This is a genomic window from Neisseria sp. 74A18 (genome assembly GCF_001308005.1).
GTDB lineage: Bacteria > Pseudomonadota > Gammaproteobacteria > Burkholderiales > Neisseriaceae > Neisseria > Neisseria dumasiana.
In genome coordinates, this window is the sequence record NZ_LGZA01000035.1 from 1 (window position 1) to 21,679 (window position 21,679).

15 protein-coding genes are annotated in these 21,679 nt (G+C 55.4%); 7 read left to right on the forward strand and 8 right to left on the reverse strand.

Features of this window, described 5'->3' with window-relative positions; translation table 11 throughout:
- The first annotated feature begins 179 nt into the window (after positions 1-179).
- Together AKG43_RS10090 and dnaE are read left to right on the forward strand one after the other, a co-directional pair.
- Positions 180-2,300, forward strand: coding sequence for a calcium-binding protein (locus AKG43_RS10090; protein WP_054600435.1), 2,121 nt, complete (start codon positions 180-182; stop codon positions 2,298-2,300).
- A 119-nt stretch (positions 2,301-2,419) separates the two neighbouring features.
- A complete protein-coding gene (dnaE, locus tag AKG43_RS10095) occupies positions 2,420-5,854 on the forward strand; it encodes a DNA polymerase III subunit alpha (RefSeq protein WP_054600449.1) in 3,435 nt (1,144 codons plus the stop codon).
- Between the two features lie 102 nt (positions 5,855-5,956).
- Here the strand turns inward: dnaE and AKG43_RS10100 are convergent, their stop codons facing one another.
- On the reverse strand, positions 5,957-7,252 hold the full coding sequence (locus tag AKG43_RS10100) for a valine--pyruvate transaminase (RefSeq protein ID WP_054600436.1): 1,296 nt from the start codon (positions 7,250-7,252) through the stop codon (positions 5,957-5,959).
- Positions 7,253-7,806: 554 nt separating this feature from the next.
- On the opposite strand from AKG43_RS10100, the gene AKG43_RS10105 reads away from it, so the two are divergent.
- From AKG43_RS10105 to AKG43_RS10120, 4 genes are read left to right on the forward strand one after another with little or no spacing between them, the layout of a single operon-like run.
- Positions 7,807-8,688: a metal ABC transporter substrate-binding protein gene (locus AKG43_RS10105; protein ID WP_054600437.1), complete on the forward strand. Its 882-nt coding sequence runs from the start codon at positions 7,807-7,809 to the stop codon at positions 8,686-8,688.
- A complete protein-coding gene (locus AKG43_RS10110) occupies positions 8,688-9,617 on the forward strand; it encodes an ATP-binding cassette domain-containing protein (RefSeq protein WP_004283772.1) in 930 nt (309 codons plus the stop codon). The genes AKG43_RS10105 and AKG43_RS10110 overlap by 1 nt, the downstream gene beginning before the upstream one ends.
- Positions 9,618-9,619: 2 nt before the next feature.
- Positions 9,620-10,483, forward strand: a complete 864-nt coding sequence (locus tag AKG43_RS10115) for a metal ABC transporter permease (protein ID WP_054600438.1) — start codon at positions 9,620-9,622, stop codon at positions 10,481-10,483.
- The gene (locus AKG43_RS10120) at positions 10,476-11,306 is read left to right on the forward strand and encodes a metal ABC transporter permease (protein ID WP_054600439.1); all 831 of its coding nucleotides are present in this window, start codon (positions 10,476-10,478) and stop codon (positions 11,304-11,306) included. Before AKG43_RS10115 ends, AKG43_RS10120 begins: the two co-directional genes overlap by 8 nt.
- A 6-nt stretch (positions 11,307-11,312) precedes the next feature.
- Here the strand turns inward: AKG43_RS10120 and AKG43_RS10125 are convergent, their stop codons facing one another.
- From AKG43_RS10125 to AKG43_RS13605, 5 genes are all read right to left on the reverse strand, one after another.
- Entirely contained in the window at positions 11,313-12,041 is a 729-nt protein-coding gene (locus AKG43_RS10125) for a hypothetical protein (RefSeq protein ID WP_054600440.1), read from the reverse strand.
- Between the two features lie 96 nt (positions 12,042-12,137).
- Positions 12,138-12,920, reverse strand: a complete 783-nt coding sequence (locus AKG43_RS10130) for an acetoin reductase (RefSeq protein WP_054600441.1) — start codon at positions 12,918-12,920, stop codon at positions 12,138-12,140.
- A gap of 186 nt (positions 12,921-13,106) precedes the next feature.
- On the reverse strand, positions 13,107-13,424 hold the full coding sequence (locus AKG43_RS10135) for a biotin/lipoyl-containing protein (RefSeq protein WP_054600442.1): 318 nt from the start codon (positions 13,422-13,424) through the stop codon (positions 13,107-13,109).
- Between the two features lie 162 nt (positions 13,425-13,586).
- Positions 13,587-14,606, reverse strand: coding sequence for an alpha-ketoacid dehydrogenase subunit beta (locus AKG43_RS10140; RefSeq protein WP_054600443.1), 1,020 nt, complete (start codon positions 14,604-14,606; stop codon positions 13,587-13,589).
- Between the two features lie 126 nt (positions 14,607-14,732).
- Positions 14,733-15,992 carry a thiamine pyrophosphate-dependent enzyme gene (locus AKG43_RS13605; RefSeq protein WP_304437576.1) on the reverse strand — a complete coding sequence of 420 codons (1,260 nt, stop codon included), beginning with the start codon at positions 15,990-15,992 and terminating at the stop codon, positions 14,733-14,735.
- 343 nt (positions 15,993-16,335) lie between these two features.
- On the opposite strand from AKG43_RS13605, the gene AKG43_RS10150 reads away from it, so the two are divergent.
- Positions 16,336-17,607: an O-acetylhomoserine aminocarboxypropyltransferase/cysteine synthase family protein gene (locus tag AKG43_RS10150; RefSeq protein ID WP_054600444.1), complete on the forward strand. Its 1,272-nt coding sequence runs from the start codon at positions 16,336-16,338 to the stop codon at positions 17,605-17,607.
- A gap of 98 nt (positions 17,608-17,705) precedes the next feature.
- Here AKG43_RS10150 and AKG43_RS10155 read toward each other — a convergent pair whose 3' ends face one another.
- A complete protein-coding gene (locus AKG43_RS10155; protein WP_054600445.1) occupies positions 17,706-19,631 on the reverse strand; it encodes a sigma-54-dependent Fis family transcriptional regulator in 1,926 nt (641 codons plus the stop codon).
- A gap of 378 nt (positions 19,632-20,009) precedes the next feature.
- On the reverse strand, positions 20,010-21,641 hold the full coding sequence (locus AKG43_RS10160; protein WP_054600446.1) for an ABC transporter substrate-binding protein: 1,632 nt from the start codon (positions 21,639-21,641) through the stop codon (positions 20,010-20,012).
- Positions 21,642-21,679: the final 38 nt, after the last annotated feature.

Genomic DNA, 21,679 nt, shown 5'->3' on the forward strand with positions numbered 1-21,679 from the left:
ATATTTAAATATTTTTTACACACAATTTATAAGGTTATTTACATATAAGCTATTCATTATTGTTACCAAAGGGTATAACATCATTAATAAATGAACACGCTGTTAAGCTAAGTTCATCAATATAAACAAACTGTTTACCCCCCGTAGTTAAACGCAGTGTTATATTAAAGGAGAGTGAAATGAGCGAAAACACCAACACTTCAACCCGTAGTGCCGGTGAAACTGTGGTTGTACAAGGTACTTCCAAAGACGATGTGCTGTACGGCAGCACCGGCAAAACCGTTATTTACGGTATGGCCGGTAACGACACCATTCACGGTCAGTCCGGCATGGACACCATGTACGGCGGTCAGGGCAACGACAGCTTCTACATCAAAGGTGCAGGCGACACCGTGATTGAAAAAGCCGGCGAAGGCACCGACACCGTTTACAGCAGCATCAGCTACACCACCCCGCGCAATGTCGAAAACCTTACCCTAACCGGCAATGCCCGCATCAACGGCACCGGCAACAACGAAGACAACGTGATTACCGGTAACGACAACTACAACCGTCTGAACGGCGGTCGCGGCAACGACAGCATCTACGGTCAGGCCGGTGAAGACACCATCGACGGCGGAGAAGGTAACGACAAACTCTACGGCGGTGCCGACCGCGACAACATCTTCGGCGGTGCGGGCGATGACGTGCTCGACGGCGGCGAAGACAAAGACGTGATGCGCGGTCAAGCAGGCGACGATATCTACTACGTTGACAACGTAAACGACACCGTAATCGAAGAAGCCGGCCAAGGTACTGACGACACTATTTACAGCAGCGTCAGCTATACCGCTCCGCGCAATGTCGAAAACATCACGTTGGTAGGCGATGCCCGCATCAACGGCACCGGCAATAACGAAAACAACGTGATTACCGGCAACGGCAACTACAACCGTCTGAACGGCGGCCGCGGCAACGATATTATCTACGGTAATGCCGGCGAAGACACCATCGACGGCGGTGAAGGTAACGACTTCCTCTACGGCGGTGCCGACCGCGACAACATCTTCGGCGGCGCGGGTAACGACGTGCTCGACGGCGGCGAAGGCAAAGACGTGATGCGCGGCCAAGCGGGCGACGATATCTACTACGTTGACAACGTAAACGACACCGTAATCGAAGCTGCCGGTGAAGGCAACGACACTATTTACAGCAGCGTAAGCTACACCGCTTCGCGCAATGTCGAAAACATTACCTTAACCGGTAAAGACCGCATCAACGGCACCGGCAACAACGACGACAACGTGATTATCGGTAACGACAACTACAACCGACTGAACGGCGGCCGCGGTAACGACACCATCTACGGTCAGGCCGGTGAGGACACCATCGACGGCGGTCTCGGCGACGACAAACTCTACGGTGGTGCCGACCGCGACAACATCTTCGGCGGCGCGGGTAACGACGTACTCGACGGCGGCGAAGGCAAAGACGTGATGCGCGGCCAAGCAGGCGACGACGTGTACTATGTCGATAACGCAAACGACACCGTGATCGAAGAAGCCGGCCAAGGCAACGATACCATTTACAGCAGCGTAAGCTACACTGCTTCGCACAATGTTGAGAACATCACATTGGTAGGCGATGCCCGCATCAACGGCACCGGCAACAACGACGACAACGTGATTACCGGTAACGACAACTACAACCGACTGAACGGCGGCCGCGGCGACGACACCATCTACGGTAATGCCGGCGAAGACACCATCGACGGCGGCATCGGCGACGACAAACTCTACGGCGGTGCCGACCGCGACAACATCTTCGGCGGAATCGGTAACGATTACATCGACGGCGGTACCGGCAACGACTTGATGAGAGGCCAGGCAGGTGATGATACTTATTTCTTCACCAAAGGTTACGGACACGATGTTATCCGCGATACCGAAGGCAACAATATCGTTAAGCTCGGCGGCGTCGCTTTCAAAGATGTCGATTTGAAAGAAGAAAACGGCAATTGGGTGCTCACACTCAAAGAAACCGGCGATACCTTGACCATTGAAGGCCAATCTCAAGCCGGCGAATCAGTTGCTTACTTCTATTTCTCCGACGTCTCCTATGCCGCACAGGGTTTGTGGAACGATGTAAACGCAACCGATTTACTGGAAACCAACACTTCGTTAGACAGCGCGCTCGACAGCATTGTGCCTGCGCCCACGGCAGTCGGTTCGGTAGGTGTAACAGCAGAAAAAGCTGTGTACTCAAACACCAACGCCACCGTTTACAACGATGACAACACCAACACCGCTGCTGTAATCTAAGCTCTTCACACCAGCGTAACAGGCCGTCTGAAAAACCGTTTGCCGTTTTTCAGACGGCCTAATTCTTGCCCCAAACCCTGCTACAATACGCCTTTATTTCCGCCGCACATTTTCCCGCCATGACAAGCCCCATCTACATCCCCCTGCGCCTGCACACCGAATTTTCGATTACCGACGGCACGGTACGCATCAAAGATGCCGTGAAAAAAGCCGTTTCAGACGGCCTGCCCGCGCTGGGCGTGAGCGATTTGATGAACATGTTCGGCTTGGTGAAATTCTACAAAGCCTGCCGCGGCGCAGGCATCAAGCCGGTGGCGGCGGCGGACGTGTGGATTGAAAACCCCGCCGCGCCCGACAAACCTTTCCGCGCCATGCTCATCGTGAAAAACGACAGCGGCTACCTGCGCCTGAGCGAACTGCTCACCGCCGCCTATGTGGGCAAAGACCGCAACGTCGATCATGCCGAACTGCGTCAGGCATGGCTGGCAGAAGGCGACAACAGCGGCCTTATCTGCTTATCGGGCGCGCACTACGGCGAAGTGGGCGCAAACCTGATGAACGGCCATGCCGATGCAGCCAAAGTGGCGGCGCAAAAATACGCGGCGTGGTTTCCCAATACCTTTTACCTCGAACTGCAACGCCTGTCCGAACGCCCGCAATGGGAGGCTTCCGTATCCGGCAGCGTCGAAATCGCGGCGGCATTGGATTTGCCGGTAGTCGCCACCCATCCGACCCAGTTTCTCAACCGCGAAGATTTCCAAGCCCACGAAGCGCGGGTGTGCATTGCCGGCGGTTGGGTGCTGGCAGATAAAAAACGCCCGCAAGAATTTACGCCGAGCCAGTTTTTCGTATCGCCCGACGTGATGGCCGAGCGGTTCGCCGACCTGCCCGAAGCCCTGCAAAACACGGTGGAAATCGCCAAACGCTGCAACCTCACGCTCACGCTGGGCAAAAACTTTTTGCCGCTGTTCCCCACGCCCGACGGCATGTCGCTCGACGATTATCTGACCCAGCTTTCCAACGAGGGACTGCAAGAGCGCATGGCGCAGCTTTACCCCGACGAAGCGGAACGCGCCGAAAAAATGCCCGAATATCAGGCGCGCTTGGATTTTGAATTGGGCATCATCATCCAAATGGGCTTTCCGGGCTACTTCCTCATCGTACAAGACTTCATCAACTGGGCGAAAAACAACGGCTGCCCGGTGGGGCCGGGGCGCGGTTCGGGCGCAGGCTCGCTTGTGGCCTACGCGCTGAAAATCACCGACCTCGACCCGCTGAAATACGCGCTGCTGTTCGAGCGGTTCTTAAACCCCGAGCGCGTTTCCATGCCCGACTTCGATATCGACTTCTGCCAAAGCAACCGCGGCCGCGTGATTGAATATGTGCGCAAAAAATACGGTGCCGATGCCGTGAGCCAAATCGTTACCTTCGGCACCATGTCGTCCAAAGCCGTTATCCGCGACGTGGGCCGTGTGTTGGAATTGCCGTTCGGCCTGTGCGACCGCTTGTCGAAACTGATTCCGCTCGAAGCCAACCGCCCCGTGAGCCTTGAAAAAGCGATGGAAATGGAGCCGGAAATCCGCCAGCTGATCGAAGAAGAAGGCGCGGAAGAGTTGATGACGCTGGCGCAAAAGCTGGAAGACCTCACGCGCGGCTTGGGCATGCACGCAGGCGGCGTGTTGATTGCGCCGGGCAAAATTTCTGACTTCAGCCCCGTGTATCAGGCCGACGAATCGGCCTCGCCCGTGTCGATGTACGACAAAGGCGACGTGGAAGACGTGGGCTTGGTGAAATTCGACTTCTTGGGCCTGCGCAACCTCACCATTATCGAAATGGCGCAGGAAAACATTAAAAACACCGTCGGCGAAGAAATCGACGTCAACACCATTCCGCTCGACGACCAAGCCGCCTATAAAATTTTCCGCGATGCCAACACCACCGCCGTTTTCCAGTTTGAATCGACCGGCATGAAAAAAATGCTGAAAACGGCGCACACCACCAAATTTGAAGAGTTGATCGCCTTCGTATCGCTTTACCGCCCCGGCCCGATGGACAACATTCCCGATTTCGTCGCCCGCATGAAGGGGCAGGCGTTTGAATACATCCACCCGCTGCTGGAGCCGGTGTTGGAGCCGACTTACGGCATCATGGTTTACCAAGAGCAGGTGATGCAGGCGGCGCAGGTGATCGGCGGCTACTCGCTCGGCGGTGCAGACTTGCTGCGCCGCGCCATGGGTAAGAAAAAACCCGAAGAAATGGTGAAACACCGCGAAATCTTCGCCAAAGGTGCGGAAGAAAAAGCCATTTCCCGCAAAAAAGCCGACGAAATTTTCGACTACATGGAAAAATTCGCCGGCTACGGCTTCAACAAATCGCACGCCGCCGCCTACGCGCTGATTTCCTACCAAACCGCCTGGCTGAAAGCGCACTACCCCGCCGAATTCATGGCCGCGACCATGTCGAGCGAGTTGGACAACACCGACCAGCTCAAACATTTCTACGACGACGCACGCGCCAACGGCATCGAATTTCTGCCGCCCGACATCAACGAATCGGATTACCTGTTTACCCCCAACAACCGCAAACAAATCCGCTATGCCCTCGGCGCCATCAAAGGCACCGGCGAAGGCGCGGTAGCCTCCATCATGGAAGCACGCAAACAGGGCGGCAAATTCACCGGGCTGCTCGATTTCTGCGAACGCGTCGGCAAAGAACACATGAACCGCCGCACCCTCGAAGCCCTGATACGCGGCGGCGCGTTCGACAGCATCGAGCCCAACCGCGCCATGCTGCTCGCCAACATCGACCTGGCCATGAACAATGCAGACCAAAAAGCCGCCAACGCCAATCAGGGCGGGCTGTTCGACATGATGGAAGATGCCATCGCCGCCATCGAACTGCAAGCAGCACCCGCATGGAGCGAATCGGAAAAACTCGCCGAAGAAAAAACCGTTATCGGCTTCTACCTATCCGGCCACCCCTTCGGCCCCTACGCCCAAGAAGTGCGCCAAATCGCCCCCACCCGCCTGAGCCGTCTGAAACCGCAAGACAACGTGCGCGTGGCCGGCTTTACCACCGCCGTGCGCACCATGATGGGCAAGCGCGGCAAAATCGCCTTCGCCACCCTCGAAGACCAAAGCGGCCAAGTGGAAGTGATGATTACCGGCAACGTGCTCGAAGAAAGTGCAGGCCGTCTGAAAGCCGACCAAGTGCTGATTATGGAATGCAAAGTCAGCCGCGACGACTACACCGGCGGCGACACCCTGCGCATCGTCGCCAACCAAGTGATGACGCTGCAAACCGCCCGCGAACGCTACGCCCGCAGCCTGAGCCTGAGCCTGAAACCCGAACACGACATCCCCGCTTTGGCACAGCTGCTGAACACCCACCGCCGCCCCGACACCGGCCATATTCCCATCAGCCTTTCCTACGCCAACGCCGCTGCCTGCGGCGATTTGAAGATTCCGCCCAAATGGACGGTAACGCCGAGCGCAGAACTCTTCGACAAGCTGGAAACCTTGTTGGGCGGACGCTCCGTGCGGGTGAATTGGTAGGTTTGGGGGAAGATGAATCAGGCCGTCTGAAAACCTTGCAACGGGTTTTCAGACGGCCTGATTCATGCTTCTCAATATCCGTTAAAGCTGCATTGCAAAATCTCAACGCGCCTCGTCATAAACCGCCCGCACGGTTTCGCCGATGGCGGCGATGCCTTTGCGTAAGGTTTCTTCGTCTTGCGCGATGCTCATGCGGATACATTCGTGGGCGTGGCGGTAGTTTTCGGTGTCCATGCCCACGAAAAACAGTTCGCTCGGAATAATCAGCGTGCCGGCGGCTTTCAGGCGTTCGTAGAGTTCATGCGAAGAAACGGGCAGGCCCTCAAACCAAATCCATAAGAAAATCGCGCCTTCGGGTTTGTGGATTTTCATCGGATAGCCGCCTAATTCTTTTTTCAATAGCGACACGGCAAGGGCGGCCTGCTTGCGGTAAAACGGCTGCACCACGGTATCGGAGAGGGTTTTCAGACGGCCGTCGCGCAGCAGCGGAGTGGCGACGGCGGCACCGAAGCGGGTAGGCGCGAGATTCACAATTGCGTTCAAGGCGGTAACGGCTTTCACGACTTCGGGGCTGGCGACGATGATGCCGGTACGCACGCCGGGCAGGCCGATTTTGGAGAGACTGAAGCAGAGGATGATGTTGTCGTGCCAAGTCAGCGTGGCTTTGCTGTAAATAATGTTGGGAAAAGGCATGCCGTAGGCGTTGTCGATAATCAAGGGAATACCGTGTGCTTGGGCCAGTGCGTCCAAGCGGGCCATTTCGTTGTCGGTTAACACGTTGCCGGTGGGGTTGGTGGGGCGCGAGCAGCAGACGGCACCGATTTTGCCTGCTTTCAGTTCGGGCAGGTTTTCCAGCGCGTCGAAATCGACGCGGTATTTGAAAAATCCGCTTTCGCCTTCGTGTTCGACCGCTTCGATGCGCGGCGGCACGGCGGTGAAATGTTTGCCGTCGACATGTGCGTCGGCATAACCGATGTATTCGGGTGCGAGCGGCAGCAGGATGGTTTTGTCGGTTTCGCCGCCGTTGTCGTTGAAACGGCCGCCGAACAGGTTGAACAAATAGAAAAAGGCGTTTTGCGAACCGTTGGTCAGCACGATATTGTCTGCGCTGATGCCCCAGCCGTATTCGCGGTTGAAAAATCCGACCAACGCATCAATCAATTTGGCATCGCCTTGCGGTGTGGAATAATTGCCCACGCTCTCCACGGCAGCGTCGTTATCGACCAGCGTTTGCAGTATTTCCCGATAGGTTTGGTTAACGGCTTCGATACGCGCGGGATTGCCGCCGCCAAGCATATTCACGGGGCGGTCGCTGTTGAGCGCTTTGCCCAAGTCGTCCATTAATTGCAGAATGCCGCTGTTGCGGGTGAATTGTTGGCCGAAGGCTGAGAATTGCATGGCGGGTTCCTTTGTATATTCAAATAAAAGGATTATAACCCTGCGCGCTTTTTTCGGTATGGAGAATAACGGCTTAAGCACTTATTGTTGCGGGCGTTCTCCCTCAGAGACCTTGCGTATCGTTAATTCACTTAATTTTTAATTCAAAGCAGCAAACCGCGGAGTGTGCAAACGGCTTACACCAGCGTTCTCTTGGAGCGAAAACACGGCAACGTTCGCAGTAAAAGTGAAGTGGGTTCACTATAAAAAAACGGCGAAGCTGCTCAAACGTTTAAGGCCGTCTGAAAAAGCATGCGGGTGTTTTTCAGACGGCCTCAAGCGGTATGGGAATATAACTTACAGTCAATCCGCTCTTGTTTAATTCAAGGCAGCAAGCCGCAAATGGGGATTTTGCAAACGCTTCATCGGTCTTGCAATAGCCTTTCTCAATCGGGTATCCTTATATCCTATACTATTATTGAAAATAGTTCTCATTATTGATAGTATAACCGGCCGGCAAACACAGCTGCCGCTTCACTTTAATTTATGTCATATCTATATCAGGAGAATGTATTATGCGCCGTTTTTTAACCACTGCATGTTTGGTTTTGGCCGCTTTTTCGGCATCGCCCGCTTACGCAAAATTTAAAGTGGTTACCACTTTTACCGTGATTCAGGACATCGCCCAAAACGTGGCCGGCGATGCGGCAACGGTGGAATCGATTACCAAGCCGGGAGCGGAAATTCACGATTACCAACCCACACCGCAAGATATTGCCAAAGCGCAGTCGGCCGATTTGGTGCTGTGGAACGGCATGAATCTCGAACGCTGGTTTGAACGCTTCTTCCAAAATGTGAAAAACAAACCGGCGGTGGTGGTTACCAAAGGCATCACCCCGATGTCGATTCACGAAGGCCCTTACAAAGGCATGCCCAACCCCCATGCTTGGATGTCGACCAGCAATGCGTTGGTGTACATCGAAAACATTAAAAACGCGCTGGTGAAATACGACCCGAAAAACGCGGCGGTTTATACCAAAAATGCGGTGGCATACAGCAACAAAATCAAGCAGCTCGACAAACCTTTGCGCACCAAGCTGATGCAGGTGCCGCAAAACCAGCGTTTCTTGGTGAGCAGCGAAGGCGCGTTCAGCTATCTGGCGAAAGACTACGGTTTCAAAGAAGTTTACCTGTGGCCGATTAATGCCGAACAGCAAGGCACGCCGCAACAGGTGCGCAAAGTGATTGATGTGGTGCGCAAAAACAAAATTCCGGTGGTGTTCAGCGAAAGCACCATTTCGCCCAAGCCGATGAAGCAGGTGGCGAAAGAAACCGGTGCCAAATACGGCGGCGTGCTCTATGTGGATTCGCTTTCCGCCAAAAACGGCCCCGTGCCCACTTATACCGACCTGCTGAATACAACGGTATCAACGATTGTTAAAGGATTTGGAAAATAATGATGTCCCCCGCTGCTGCTTCGATTCGTGTCGAAGATGTTACCGTGCGCTACAACAACGGCCACACGGCCATTTATGATTTTTCGCTGGATTTGGAAGGCGGCATGACCTGTGCGCTGGTCGGTGTGAACGGCAGCGGCAAGTCCACATTGTTTAAAAGCCTGATGGGTTTGCTCAAGCCGCGCAAGGGCGATATCCGCCTGTGCGGGCTGCCCATCGCGCAGGCTTTGAAAAGCAATCTGGTTTCTTATGTGCCGCAAAGCGAAGAAGTGGACTGGCAGTTTCCCGTTTCGGTTTACGATGTGGTGATGCAGGGCCGTTACGGCTACATGAATTTTCTGCGTATTCCGAGTAAAACCGACAAACAGAAAGTTCAGACGGCCATGGAACGCGTCGATATCGCCCATCTTGCCGAACGGCAAATCGGCGAGCTTTCCGGCGGCCAGAAAAAGCGCGTGTTTCTCGCCCGCGCATTGGCCCAGGAAAGCAGAGTGATTCTGCTCGACGAGCCGTTTACAGGCGTGGACGTGAAAACCGAAAACATGATTATGGATCTTCTGGGGCAGTTGCGTGCCGAAGGCCGTCTGATTTTGGTTTCTACACACAATCTGGGCGTTGTGCCCGACTTTTGCGACCGCGTGGTGATGATCAACCGCACCGTATTGGCGGCCGGTTCTACCGAATCCACGTTCAACCAGCACAATCTCGAAGTCGCATTCGGCGGCGTGCTGCGCCACTTCAAACTGGCCGGCAGCGATTTGCACGACGATGAAGACAAACGCGCCGTTACGGTGCTGACCGACGACGAACGGCCTGCGGTGTTTTACGGCGAAACCAAAATCGACCCGCCCGCATCCATCGCAAAATGCGGCTGCAACTGTGAGGAAGAAACCGTGCAGGAGCAAACGGAAAACGGCGGGGAGCGTTGATTATGCTGGATGTGTTACTGGAGCCGCTCGCTTACGAATATATGGTGAAAGCCGTTGTGATCAGTGCTGCCGTGGGCGGGATATGTGCGTTTTTGTCGGCTTATCTGATGCTCAAAGGCTGGTCGTTGATCGGCGATGCCTTGTCGCACTCGGTGGTGCCGGGCGTGGCCATCACTTATTCGCTTTCGCTGCCTTATTCGGTGGGTGCTTTTATTTCGGGCATCTTGGCGGCATTGGCGATTTTGTGGATTAAAGCGGTAAGCAAATTGAAAGAAGATGCCATCATCGGCTTTATTTTCACCACCTTTTTCGCCCTCGGCCTGTTTATCGTTTCCATCAACCCTACTGCCGTGAATGTAGAGGAAATCGTGTTGGGCAATATTTTGGGCATTGCCGACGAAGACGTTTTTCAAGTAGGCATCATTATGGCGGTGTGTTTGGCTTTTTTATTGCTGTTTTGGAAGAACCTGCTGCTGGTGTTTTTCGACGAAACTCAGGCGGTGGCCGTGGGTTTGTCGCCGCTGCGTTATAAAATTCTCTTTTTCACCCTGCTCAGTGCCTGCGTGGTAGCCGCCCTGCAAACCGTGGGTGCGGTGTTGGTAATCGCCATGGTGATTACGCCGGGTGCCACCGCCTATCTGCTCACCGATAAATTCAACAAACTGGTGGGCATTGCCGTGGCATTGGGCTTTTTGACCGGCGGAATCGGCGCGTATGCCAGCTATTTTCTCGACGGAGCCACCGGCGGCATCATCGTTTGCCTGCAAACGGCGTTGTTTCTGCTGGCCTTTATCTTCGCGCCCAAATACGGCTTGTTGAAACAGAAACAAACTGCGGCGCTGCAAGGAGAAACCGGCCATGGCTGACATCATCAACTGGTTTGTCGAACCGCTGAGTTTTCCGTTTATGCAATACGCGCTGCTGACCGCGCTGATTGTGTCGGTGGTGTGCGGCATCTTATCGTGCTATCTGGTGCTGAAAGGCTGGTCGCTGATGGGCGATGCCATTTCCCATGCCGTATTGCCCGGCATCATCGTTGCCTTTGTAACCGGCATCCCTTTGGTGGCGGGCGCATTCGTTTCCGGGCTGGCCTGCGCCGTGGGAGTGGGCTATCTGAAAAACAACAGCCGTCTGAAAGAAGATACGGTGATGGGCATCGTGTTTTCGGGCATGTTTGCTTTCGGCTTGGTGCTGTTTACCAAAGTGGAAACCGACCAACACCTCACGCATATTTTGTTCGGCAACATTCTCGGCGTGAGCTATGAAGAGTTGATCCGCACGCTGATTATCTGCGCCCTCGTTTTTGCGGTGGTGATGTTGAAGAGAAGGGATTTGATGCTCTACTGCTTTGACCCCGTGCAGGCGCGGATTGTCGGTTTGCCGCCGCAGCTGCTCCACTACGGGCTGCTGATTCTGCTGGCGTTAACCATTATCAGCGCGATACAGGTTGCGGGCGTGGTGCTGGTGATAGCCATGCTGATTTCTCCCGGCATTACCGCTTCGCTGCTGACCCACCGTTTCGACCGCATGATGATTATCGTGGTAGTATGCTCTGTGATTACCGGTTTGGCCGGCACGATACTGAGCTACCATCTCGATGCCGCCACCGGGCCGGTGATTATTTTGTTGCAAGCGGCACTGTTTTTGTGTGCGCTGGGGTATTCCAAAATCAGAACAAAATTTGCCTGAACATGCTCAACCGCACCGGCTGTTTTCAGACGGCCTGAGCAAACGGCGCAACCGGTCGGCAACTTCGGCAGCATTTGCACCAGATAAACCGCAAACCGACGCGGTTTTATCGGCTCGGTAGCGGACGGTGCTGCCGATAGCCGCTTCAAAACGGTTGGCGCGGTCGGTAAGCAAATGCGGGTCGGCGGCGAGGATAACGGCGTGGGAAAGGACGCGGTAGCGGTTTTCCGCGCTTTTGTCGCGTTGCCAATGTTGGGCGGTTCCGGCAATTTTGCGGCCGTTGACGGCAAGGTTGAAGCGTCCGTCGCAAAACGAACCCTCTACGGCTTGGGCGGTAGCGGCGATGCCGAAGTGGCGCAGTAATTCCGAGAGCAGGCCGCACAAAGCTTGATAATGCGCTTCCGCAGCCGGTAAGGGATTGGGTGTGTCGGCGGTGTAGCCTAAATGCAGGTTGATCACCCCTGCAGCCTGCGGCACCACGCCGCCGCCCGACAGGCGCACATGTACGGCCAAGCCTTCGCCGGCCAAAGTTTCGCAGGCCGTCTGAAAATTCGGCCGCCCTTGCTGATAACTGCGCGGCACAACGATGCCGTCGCCGCCTTCGTGTATCAGCGCCATGCTTTCAGACGGCCCGCCGACGGCCGCCAACAAAGCGCGTTCGTTGTCGGCCCAGCTGTGGGCGGAAAGATCGAAGCGTTGTTCGGGGTAAAACACACAGGGCGGAATCAGCGGCATGGGCGAAGCTCCGGCGGGGTGGGTAAGGTTTAGATAGTAAAAGAAAAAGATAAGGCCGTCTGAACTATATTGCGTTTCAGACGGCCTCTTTCTGTATTAACGGAACACCATGCCGCCATCGATAATCAGGGATTGGCCGGTCATGTAGTCGGAATCTTCCGAAGCCAGATAATGTACCAGCGAGGCGACATCTTCAGGTACTTGTGTGCGCCCCATCAGGATGCCTGCCGAGAATTTTTCAAATGCCTCACCGGGCTTGAGGCCGAGGTGCTTGCCCATTTCGGCGTCGATGCGGTCCCACATTTTGGTGCCGGCAACACCGGGGCAGTAGCCGTTGACCGTGATGTTGTGTTTGGCCAGTTCTTTGGCGGCGGCGATGGTGAGGGCGCGCACGGAGAATTTGCTGGCGCAATACACGCCCAAGAGGTCGAATGATTCGTGACCGGCGATGCTGCATGCGTTGATGATTTTATACACGCGGCTGCTGTCTTGCTTTTTCATTTGTTCCGCTGCGGCCTGCATACCGTAGAGCACGCCTTTGACGTTGATGTTGAACACGCGGTCGAAATCGGCTTCGGTAACGTCCAGCAGCGGCAACACTTCTTCAATGCCGGCGTTGTTGATAAACACGTCAACCTGCCCGAAAGTATCGACGGCATGTTGGACGAGTGCAAACTGATCTGCCCGTTTCGACACGTCGCCTTTGAACGAAGCAACGGGCTGATTACGGTTTTTGAACGCTTGCTCGGTTTGGGCGAGTTTATTGCCGTCGATATCGGATAAGACGATATTAAAGCCGTCTCGGGCAAGGCGTTCGGCAATGCCTTTGCCCAGACCGTCGGCAGAGCCGGTAATGACTGCGGTTTTTTGTTGGGGCATGGTGTTTCTCCTTGTTTTCCAATACTGATTTGAACAATATCTTTGCTTGTTGAAACAGGCCGTCTGAAAAAGCGGATGGCCTGCTTGGTAAAGTGAGCCTGTGGTTTTCTATTCATCCCCCACTCGAAGCGGGGGATGCGGTTGTCGGGCTTCAGGCTGTAATGATGTATTTGCGTGAAACCGGCCTTATTCATCCACTTCGTCGGCAGACGGCGGCACCCAGTTGGCGATAAAGGCGTCGATGTCGGCTTCGGGGGTGTCGGCATCGGCGAGGATGCCGATCAGGGTTTTCACCGGCAGGGTTTCGCCTGCGCCGTGGAGGATGCGCCGCAATATGCCTGAGTCGGTGGCTTCGACGGCGTTGGTGAGTTTGTCGGTGTCGATGTTGAGGATTTCCATGCCGACGCTCACGGGTGTGCCGACTTCAATCAGCCATTCGTTGATGGTGCCTTCTTCCATGGTCAGACCCCATTTGGGGATGATGACGGGTTTGATGTTACTCATGGTTGTCTCCTTTGTTTATTGTGAATGCCGTCTGAAAACGTTTCAGAGAGGGCTGTTATGGTTTCAAAAGGCGGGCGTTTTTGCCCGCCTTTTGTCGGGCAGTTTGCCGGTGTTTTGGCAAAACTGACAAGCCCGCTTTGGCGAAGCTCTCCACATTCGCTTTCAGACGGCCTCAACCTTTCCTAATGTTTTGCGAACGGCTTCGGCGATTTGCTTGCCGCCGGGCAGGTAGAGTTTTTCCAGCACGTTGGAAAACGGCACGGGCGTGTGCGGCGGCGACACCATTTCGATGCCTGCTTTGAGTGCGCCGAATATTTTCTGGCACACTTGGGCGGAAATGTCGGTGGCGATATTGCAACGGGGGCTGGCTTCGTCCACCACCACTAAGCGGCCGGTTTTTTCCACCGATTTCAATACGGTGTCGATATCGAGCGGCGAAAGGGTACGCAAGTCGATGACTTCTGCCTCGATGCCTTCTTTTTCCAGCGTTTTGGCGGCGTCGATACTGCGCTGAACCATCATGCCGTAAGCAACTAAGGTTACATCTTTACCTTCGCGCACGATGTTGGCTTGGCCGAAGGGAATGGCATACAGCTCTTCCGGCACGTCGCCTTTAACGGCATACAGGCTTTTGTGTTCGCAGAAAATCACGGGGTCGTTGTCGCGGATAGACTGCACCAGCAGCCCTTTTGCATCATAGGGGTTGGACGGACACACGACTTTCAAACCCGGCACATGAGTAAACATGGGCGTGAGCATTTGGCTGTGCTGCGCCGCTGCGCTGAAACCGCCGCCGACCATGGCGCGGATCACGACGGGCGTTTCGGCTTTGCCGCCGAACATATAGCGGAACTTGGCAGCTTGGTTAAGGATTTGGTCGAAGCACACGCCCATAAAGTCGATAAACATCAATTCGGCAATCGGACGCAGGCCGCAGGTAGCGGCGCCGATGGCTGCACCGACATAGGCGGCTTCGGAAAGCGGCGTGTCGATAAGGCGGTCGCCGTGTTTGGCATACAGCCCTTTGGATAGGCCGAGTACGCCGCCCCAAGCGTCGCGTTCGCCGCTGGCGCCTGCACCGCCGACAATGTCTTCACCCATCATAATCACGGTGGGGTCGCGGCTCATTTCTTGGTCGATAGCTTCGTTAATCGCTAATTTCATGGTTAATTGGCGGGACATAATCTGTTTCTCCTGTTTTTATCGTTTTCAATAGCTTACATAAACATCTGTCAGCAAATCTTCCGGATTCGGCGCAGGTGCAGCTTTGGCTTCTTGTACCGAGCGTTCGATTAGCTCATGCACTTCTTAGTCGACGGCATCGAGTTCGGCATCGGTAAGTACGCCTGCTTCGGTTACGCGGCGGCGGAAGATTTTCAGGCAGTCGTGGTTGGCGCGCAGGTTGTCCACTTCGCCTTTAGGGCGGTAGGTTTGCGCGTCGCCTTCAAAGTGGCCGAAGAAACGGTTGGTTTTGCATTCCAGCAGCGCGGGGCCGCCGCCGTTGCGGGCGCGGCGGATCACTTCGCCGGCGGCTTCGTACACGGCGAAGAAGTCGTTGCCGTCCACCACCACGCCGGAGATGCCGAAACCGACGCCGCGGTCGGCGAAACTGTTGGCAGCGGTACCGTAGTCGCGTGAAGTAGATTCGGCGTAGCCGTTGTTTTCAATCACGAAAATCACCGGCAGATTCCAAATGGCCGCTAAGTTCAGGCTTTCCAGCACCGTGCCTTGATTGGCTGCGCCGTCGCCGCAGAAGGTAACGGCCACGCCGCCTTTGCCCTGAAATTTGGCGGCCAGCGCAGCACCGCAGGCCAGCGGCGCACCGGCACCGACAATACCGTTGGCGCCCATCATGCCTTTCGACAAATCGGCAATGTGCATCGAGCCGCCTTTGCCTTTGCAAAGCCCGTCGCGTTTGCCGTAGATTTCTTTCATCATGCCGATCATGTCCACGCCTTTGGCGATGCAGTGGCCGTGGCCGCGGTGGGTGCTGGCGATGCGGTCGTCGTCGTTCAGGTGGAAAATCACGCCCACGCCGGTGGCCTCTTCGCCGGCATACAGATGCACGAAGCCGGGTATGTCGCCGCGCGAGAAGTCGATATGCAGCCGCTCTTCAAATTCGCGTATCGGCGGAAACGCATTGTTGGTGCCGGTGGAAATACCTGCGATGGGAACGCGGCCGCAGCCTTTCACTACCGCGCGGTGCGTACCGTCGCCGCCCAGCACCAAAATGGCCGACACACCTTCTTCACGCATGATTTCGGCGGCTGCCACCGAGTCATTGGTGTTGTTGTTCACCGTCATGTCCACCCAGCGCAGGCGCGGCAGCGGATAATCCAATTCGCTAATCACTGCCGGCAGCCGCCGCTCCAGCAGCATGCGCAAACCTTCCATTTCCGGCATCAGCAACACTTCATCGACGCGGCACGCCGCCAGCGCGGACAAAATACGTACCAGCATGTTGACGCGCTCGCCCAGCGACAGCCCCGCGGCATGGGAAATAATCCGGCGGATATCGCGTGCGGAAACGGGGTTGGCAATAATGCCGACGCGGGTGGTGGCAGACATAATGTTTCTCCTTGCAGCACTTGCTGTTATTACCAACACAGCAAACCGCGTGCCTACAAGCAAATTAAAAAGTAACCAAATGATTTTAAAAGAAAGATTGATTTTGAAAACGTTTCAGACGGCCTGATGTGACAGTAACACCAAGCCTGTGTGACACTCGAAATGTGACAGATGTGACGTCCGCCCTTATCGCTGTGTTTCAGCGAAACCCGCAAGCCCGTTTTAGCGAAGCTCACTGCGCTCGCTTTGGCGAAACTCGCAAGCTCGCTTTCAGACGGCCTTAGCCATTCTTCATCATGTACAATAGCAACTTTATGCACTCGCACAACACAACGGAGCAAATATGAAACTCGAAACTCAAGCCATTCACGCCGGTTACAAGCCCGAACCCACCACCAAAGCCGCCGCCGTGCCGATTTACCAAACCACCAGCTATGCGTTTGACAACACCCAACACGGTGCCGATTTGTTTAACCTCAATGTGGCCGGCAACATCTACACCCGCATCATGAACCCCACCACCGCCGTTTTGGAAGAGCGTTTGGCGGCGATTGAAGGCGGTATCGCCGCATTGTGCGTGGCCAGCGGCATGGCGGCGATTACCTACGCCATCCAAACCATCGCCGAAGCGGGCGACAACATCATCGCCACCAAAACCCTTTACGGCGGCACCTTCAACCTGTTTGCCCACACCTTGCCCAAACAAGGCATCGAAGTGCGCTTTATCGACCCGGCCAAGCCCGAAGAAATCGCCGCCAACACCGATGCGCGCACCAAACTGGTTTACTGCGAAAGCATCGGCAACCCCGCCATCAACGTGGTTGACCTGCGCGCCTTCGCCGAAGCCGCACACGCGCAAGGTTTGCCTTTAGTAGTGGACAACACCGTCGCTTCGCCCGCCTTGTGCCGCCCGATTGAGCTGGGCGCCGACATCGTGGTGGAATCCCTCACCAAATACATCGGCGGCCACGGCACCAGCATCGGCGGCGCGATTATCGACGGCGGCAAATTCGACTGGACCAAAGGCAGCCGCTTCAAAGTATTAACCACGCCCGACGTGTCTTACCACGGCGTCAATTACAGCGAACACTTCGGCCCCGCCGCATTCATCGCCCGCGCCCGCGTCGTGCCGCTGCGCAACACCGGCGCCGCCATCAGCCCGATGAACGTCTTCTTAATCCTGCAAGGTCTCGAAACCCTTGCCCTGCGCATGGAACGGCACAGCGACAACGCGCTGAAAGTGGCGGAATTTCTGCAAAAACACCCGCAGGTGAGCTGGGTAAACTACCCCGGCTTGGCCGACAGCCCCTACAAAGCCCTGATTGAGCGCGACTTCGCCGGCAAAGCCTCCGGCCTGCTCAGCTTCGGCATCAAAGGCGGCATCGAAGCCGGCGGCAAGTTTATCGACGCGCTGCAACTGTTCACCCGCTTGGTCAACATCGGAGACGCCAAATCATTGGCCACCCACCCCGCCAGCACCACCCACCGCCAGCTTAATGCCGAAGAATTGGCACAAGCAGGCGTGAGCGAAGACATGGTGCGCTTGTCTGTCGGCATCGAACATATCGACGACTTGCTGGCCGATTTGGAACAGGCTTTGGCCGCTGCCGAATAAACCTTCTGCCGAAGTATACATAAAGGCCGTCTGAAAGCGAAGCTCGTAAACTCGCTTTCAGACGGCCTTTATTATTAAGTCTTACGCGATAATAGCTGTCAGCGATCCAAACCGTATTTTTTCAAATAACGGTACACCGTCATGCGGCTGACACCGAGGTGTTTGGCCAGAGCGGAAACATTGCCCTGATGATTCAGCAATGCGGCTTGCAAACTGTCGGCGCGGTTTAAAACCGATTTTTCCGCCGGTCGGTGCTGTGCAGCAATAACAGGCGATTCATGGAAAAACGGGCGGGCGGCGGTTTTGATGTAGTCCGGCAAATCATCGTATTCGATGCGCGTGCCAAGTGAAGTGAGCAAAGCCACTTCAAGCACAGCGGCCAGTTGGCGCAGGTTGCCGGGCCAATCGTAGGCGCGGAGGGTATCGAGCGTGCGGGCAGACAAGGCTTTGGGCGGGCGGCCGGTTTTTTCGGCGGCACGTTCCAAAATCATGCGCATGATGTAATCGAAATCATCGCGTTCGCGTAAGCGCGGCAGCTGCACGTGGGTGCTGTTGAGGCGGTAATACAAATCTTCGCGGAATTTGCCGCAGGCAATCCGTTCCTGCACATCGGCATGGGTTGCCGAAATCACGCGGATATCCACTTTGACGGCACACACGCTGCCCACCGGCACCACTTCCCGCTCGGACAATACGCGCAGCAGCCGCGATTGCAGATAAAGCGGCATGTCGCCGATTTCGTCGAGAAACAGCGTGCCGCCGTCGGCCGCCTGAATCAAACCGATTTTGCCTTTGCGGTCGGCGCCTGAAAAACTGTGCGGTGCGTACCCGTAAAGCTCGCTTTCAATCAAGTTTTCAGGAATCGCCGCGCAGTTGACCGCGATAAAAGGCTTGTCGGCGCGGCTGCTTGAGCGGTGGATGGCTCGGGCGAGAAATTCTTTGCCCGAACCGGTTTCGCCGTTAATCAGTATCGGCACGGGCGTGTCTGCCAAAGCGGCAATACGCTGCAAACTTCGGCGGTAACGGCTTTGCGGGCTGTATAAGGCGGCAAGTGCGTCAGGCAGTTCCGGCTCGCGCGCAGAGGCGGGCACGGGTCGGCAGATGGGGGCGGAAGCTGCGGCAAACAGGCGGTTGCCGCCTAGCGTCAGGGCGGTGTGGCCGCCTGAAGCGGAGTAAACGGCAGTCAGGCCGGTGTCGGAGAGTAAATCGAACAGCCTGCCGATAAGCTGCCCGACAGGAATATCCAAATGCGCTGCCGCCCATTCGTGAAAGGCATGGTTGGCACCGCTGATTTTGCCGTCGTCATCCACGGCAATCAGAAATTCGGGCGAAACATTTAAAAACTCGGCGGCATGGCCGAGCCGCACAATCCAATGGCGGCGGTGCGCCTGCAACAGAGCCGCCGTTTCCACCAAACCGGCGAAATGGCGCACCAGCTGCAATACCCAATATTGGCTGTGCTTGGCCGAAGGTGGAGTGAGTGCAGACACATCAAGCACGGCACGCAGGCGGTTATGCGAATCGAACACGGGCGCAGCGGTGCAGGTGAGGCCGATATGGGTGGCATCGAAGTGGTCGGCACGGTGGACTATCGAAGCATCGCCCGTTGCCAGCACCATGCCGACCGCACTGGTGCCGTTGGTGTGTTCGCGCCAAAGTGCGCCCAAATGCAATCCTGCGCGGCTCAACTCGGTTTTTTGCCGCTCGAATCCGAACGCTTCCACCACCACGCCGTGTTCGTCTGCCAGCAAGACCACATAGCCCATGTCGCGGATTTGCTGCCACAACACCTGCATGCCGTGGCGGGCGACCGCGGTCAGGTTGTCCATGGCATCGAGATGTTCGACCAAATCATGATGGGGCAGGATGATGGCTTCGCACAGTTGTTCGGGGTCAAGGCCGTGCCGGTGCACGCAGCGTTGCCATGAGGCGGCGATGCCCAGGTCGATATGGGGATGGGACAATCCGTCGCCATAGACAAGTGCCAGCACATCGCGGATATGTCGGGTTTGTTTGGCCAGCATACGGCTTGCGCTCCTATGTGTCGGTTTTGCAAAGGTCTCAGGTGCGTGCTTGGTGTGTGCGCATAGGCTTTGACAAGCGTAATTTATTGCTTATTCAGGATATTTTTAATATTTGCCTTATCTTAGGAGCAAAGTGGGTAAGAGCCGGTACATGGATGTGAAAGATATGCAAAGATATAGTGCATCAACTTAAAAATAGTACGTCCGTCATACTCGGGCTTGACCCGAGTATGACGGTTTTGTTGTGAAACTTAAGTGGATTGACTATACCGCATCTGGCAGACTTAACGAGTGTCTCGGTTTATCTTGCTCCCCCAAAACACCGAAGGCCGTCTGAAAACCGGTTTGCTTTCAGACAGCCTTTGCATGTCAACCCGCTCAGTTTTTAACAAACAGGCGTTTGCTGGGCAGTTCGTTCAATACGTCTTCGTTTGAATAGCCGCCGATGCGCGCTTTAACCAAACGCGAATTTACATAGCCGTAAACGGGGATAACCGCCGTGTCTTTATCGATCAGTGCTTCGGCCTGCGTATAGAGATTGCTGCGGGCTTGGGCATCGACATCGGCGTTAAGGGTTTGGGCAAGCAGCGCGTCGTAGTCGGCGTTTTTATAGAAGGCACGGTTGCTGCTGTTGGCCGATTGCAGGGTGTTTAAGAATGTGGAAGGCTCGTTGTAGTCGCCGCACCATGATGCGCGGGCGATTTGATAGTTGCCGCTGCGGCGGCTGTCGAGATAGGTTTTCCATTCTTGGTTTTCGAGGTTCACTTTCACATGTCCCAACGCTTCCTGCCACATAGATGCGGCGGCCACGGCGATTTTTTTATGCTGCTCGGAAGTGTTGTAAAGGAAATTGAATGTGAGCGGTTTGCTTTCGCCGTATCCGGCTTCGGCCAGCAGTTTTTTGGCTTCAGCAACTCTGGCGGCATAGTCGAGCTTAACCCATTCCGGCTGATAGGGAGTAAAACCCGCCGTGCCCACGCGGGTCAGGTTATAGGCCGGTTCTTCGCCGCGCCCCAGCACTTTGGCGGCGATGGTGTCGCGGTCTAGAGCCAAAGACAGTGCTTTACGCACCCGCACGTCGTTAAACGGGGCTTTTTGGTTGTTGATTTCAAAATAGTAGGTACACAGATACGGGCTGCGTTTGAGTTCGTTGGGGTATTTTTCTTGCAGCTTGCCGTACATTTCGGGCGGCAGAGCATCGGTAATATCAACCTCGCCGGCTTCGTAGCGGGCAACGTCATCGGTTTGCGAGCCGATGGGCAGAAAAACGACTTGGTTGATTTTAACGTTGGCTGCATCGCGGTATTGGGGGTTTTTCTCAAGTTCGATACGTTCGTTCACCACCCATTTTTTCATCAGATACGGCCCATTGCCGACAAAATTTTCGGGCTGCGTCCATTTGATACCGTGTTTTTCCACGGTGGCACGGTGCACCGGCTTGGTGGCGGCGTGGTAGAGCATTTGCGGAAAATAAGGCACGGCAGCGGTAAGGGTAACTTCCAATGTGTGCGGATCAAGGGCTTTCACGCCTAATGTATCGGGAGATTTTTTACCGGCCAGAATGTCGTCGATATTGGCCACTTTGGCCGCTTGCAGATAAGAAGCGTATTGAGAGGCGGTTTTGGGGTCAACCAAACGCTGCCAGCTATATACGAAATCTTCGGCGGTTACAGGGTCGCCGTTGCTCCATTTGGCATCGGGGCGCAGCTTGAACGTCCACACTTTATTGTCGCTGCTGTTCCACGATTCGGCTGCTGCGGGAATAACCGCACCTTTTTCATCGGTTTCTACCAAACCTTCCAGCAGGTCGCGCACGATATTGATTTCGGGCGCACCGGTAATCTGATGCGGGTCGAGCGATTGCGGTTCGGTTACGTTATTGCGTGTCACCCTGCTTTCGGCAGCCGCTTCGAGCGTTTGCGGTTTGCTGTTCTTCGACTGGTCTCCGCAGGCGGCCAGCAGCATTGCGGCAAGAGCGAATGCGGAAAAACGGAAACGAAATGCAGACATCTTATTCTCCTCTTGTTTGACGGGCGGCGTATCAAGGC

What these genes read in the sequence shown, in the direction of transcription:
- AKG43_RS10120 (WP_054600439.1), top strand. Translation starts at nt 10,476, where the DNA reads ATGGCTGACATCATCAACTGGTTTGTCGAACCGCTGAGTTTTCCGTTT.
- AKG43_RS10090 (WP_054600435.1), top strand. Translation starts at nt 180, where the DNA reads ATGAGCGAAAACACCAACACTTCAACCCGTAGTGCCGGTGAAACTGTG.
- AKG43_RS10130 (WP_054600441.1), bottom strand. Translation starts at nt 12,920, where the DNA reads ATGCCCCAACAAAAAACCGCAGTCATTACCGGCTCTGCCGACGGTCTG.
- AKG43_RS10100 (WP_054600436.1), bottom strand. Translation starts at nt 7,252, where the DNA reads ATGCAATTCTCAGCCTTCGGCCAACAATTCACCCGCAACAGCGGCATT.
- AKG43_RS10135 (WP_054600442.1), bottom strand. Translation starts at nt 13,424, where the DNA reads ATGAGTAACATCAAACCCGTCATCATCCCCAAATGGGGTCTGACCATG.
- AKG43_RS10115 (WP_054600438.1), top strand. Translation starts at nt 9,620, where the DNA reads ATGCTGGATGTGTTACTGGAGCCGCTCGCTTACGAATATATGGTGAAA.
- AKG43_RS10110 (WP_004283772.1), top strand. Translation starts at nt 8,688, where the DNA reads ATGATGTCCCCCGCTGCTGCTTCGATTCGTGTCGAAGATGTTACCGTG.
- dnaE (WP_054600449.1), top strand. Translation starts at nt 2,420, where the DNA reads ATGACAAGCCCCATCTACATCCCCCTGCGCCTGCACACCGAATTTTCG.
- AKG43_RS10125 (WP_054600440.1), bottom strand. Translation starts at nt 12,041, where the DNA reads ATGCCGCTGATTCCGCCCTGTGTGTTTTACCCCGAACAACGCTTCGAT.
- AKG43_RS10140 (WP_054600443.1), bottom strand. Translation starts at nt 14,606, where the DNA reads ATGTCCCGCCAATTAACCATGAAATTAGCGATTAACGAAGCTATCGAC.
- AKG43_RS10150 (WP_054600444.1), top strand. Translation starts at nt 16,336, where the DNA reads ATGAAACTCGAAACTCAAGCCATTCACGCCGGTTACAAGCCCGAACCC.
- AKG43_RS10105 (WP_054600437.1), top strand. Translation starts at nt 7,807, where the DNA reads ATGCGCCGTTTTTTAACCACTGCATGTTTGGTTTTGGCCGCTTTTTCG.
- AKG43_RS10155 (WP_054600445.1), bottom strand. Translation starts at nt 19,631, where the DNA reads ATGCTGGCCAAACAAACCCGACATATCCGCGATGTGCTGGCACTTGTC.
- AKG43_RS10160 (WP_054600446.1), bottom strand. Translation starts at nt 21,641, where the DNA reads ATGTCTGCATTTCGTTTCCGTTTTTCCGCATTCGCTCTTGCCGCAATG.
- AKG43_RS13605 (WP_304437576.1), bottom strand. Translation starts at nt 15,992, where the DNA reads ATGTCTGCCACCACCCGCGTCGGCATTATTGCCAACCCCGTTTCCGCA.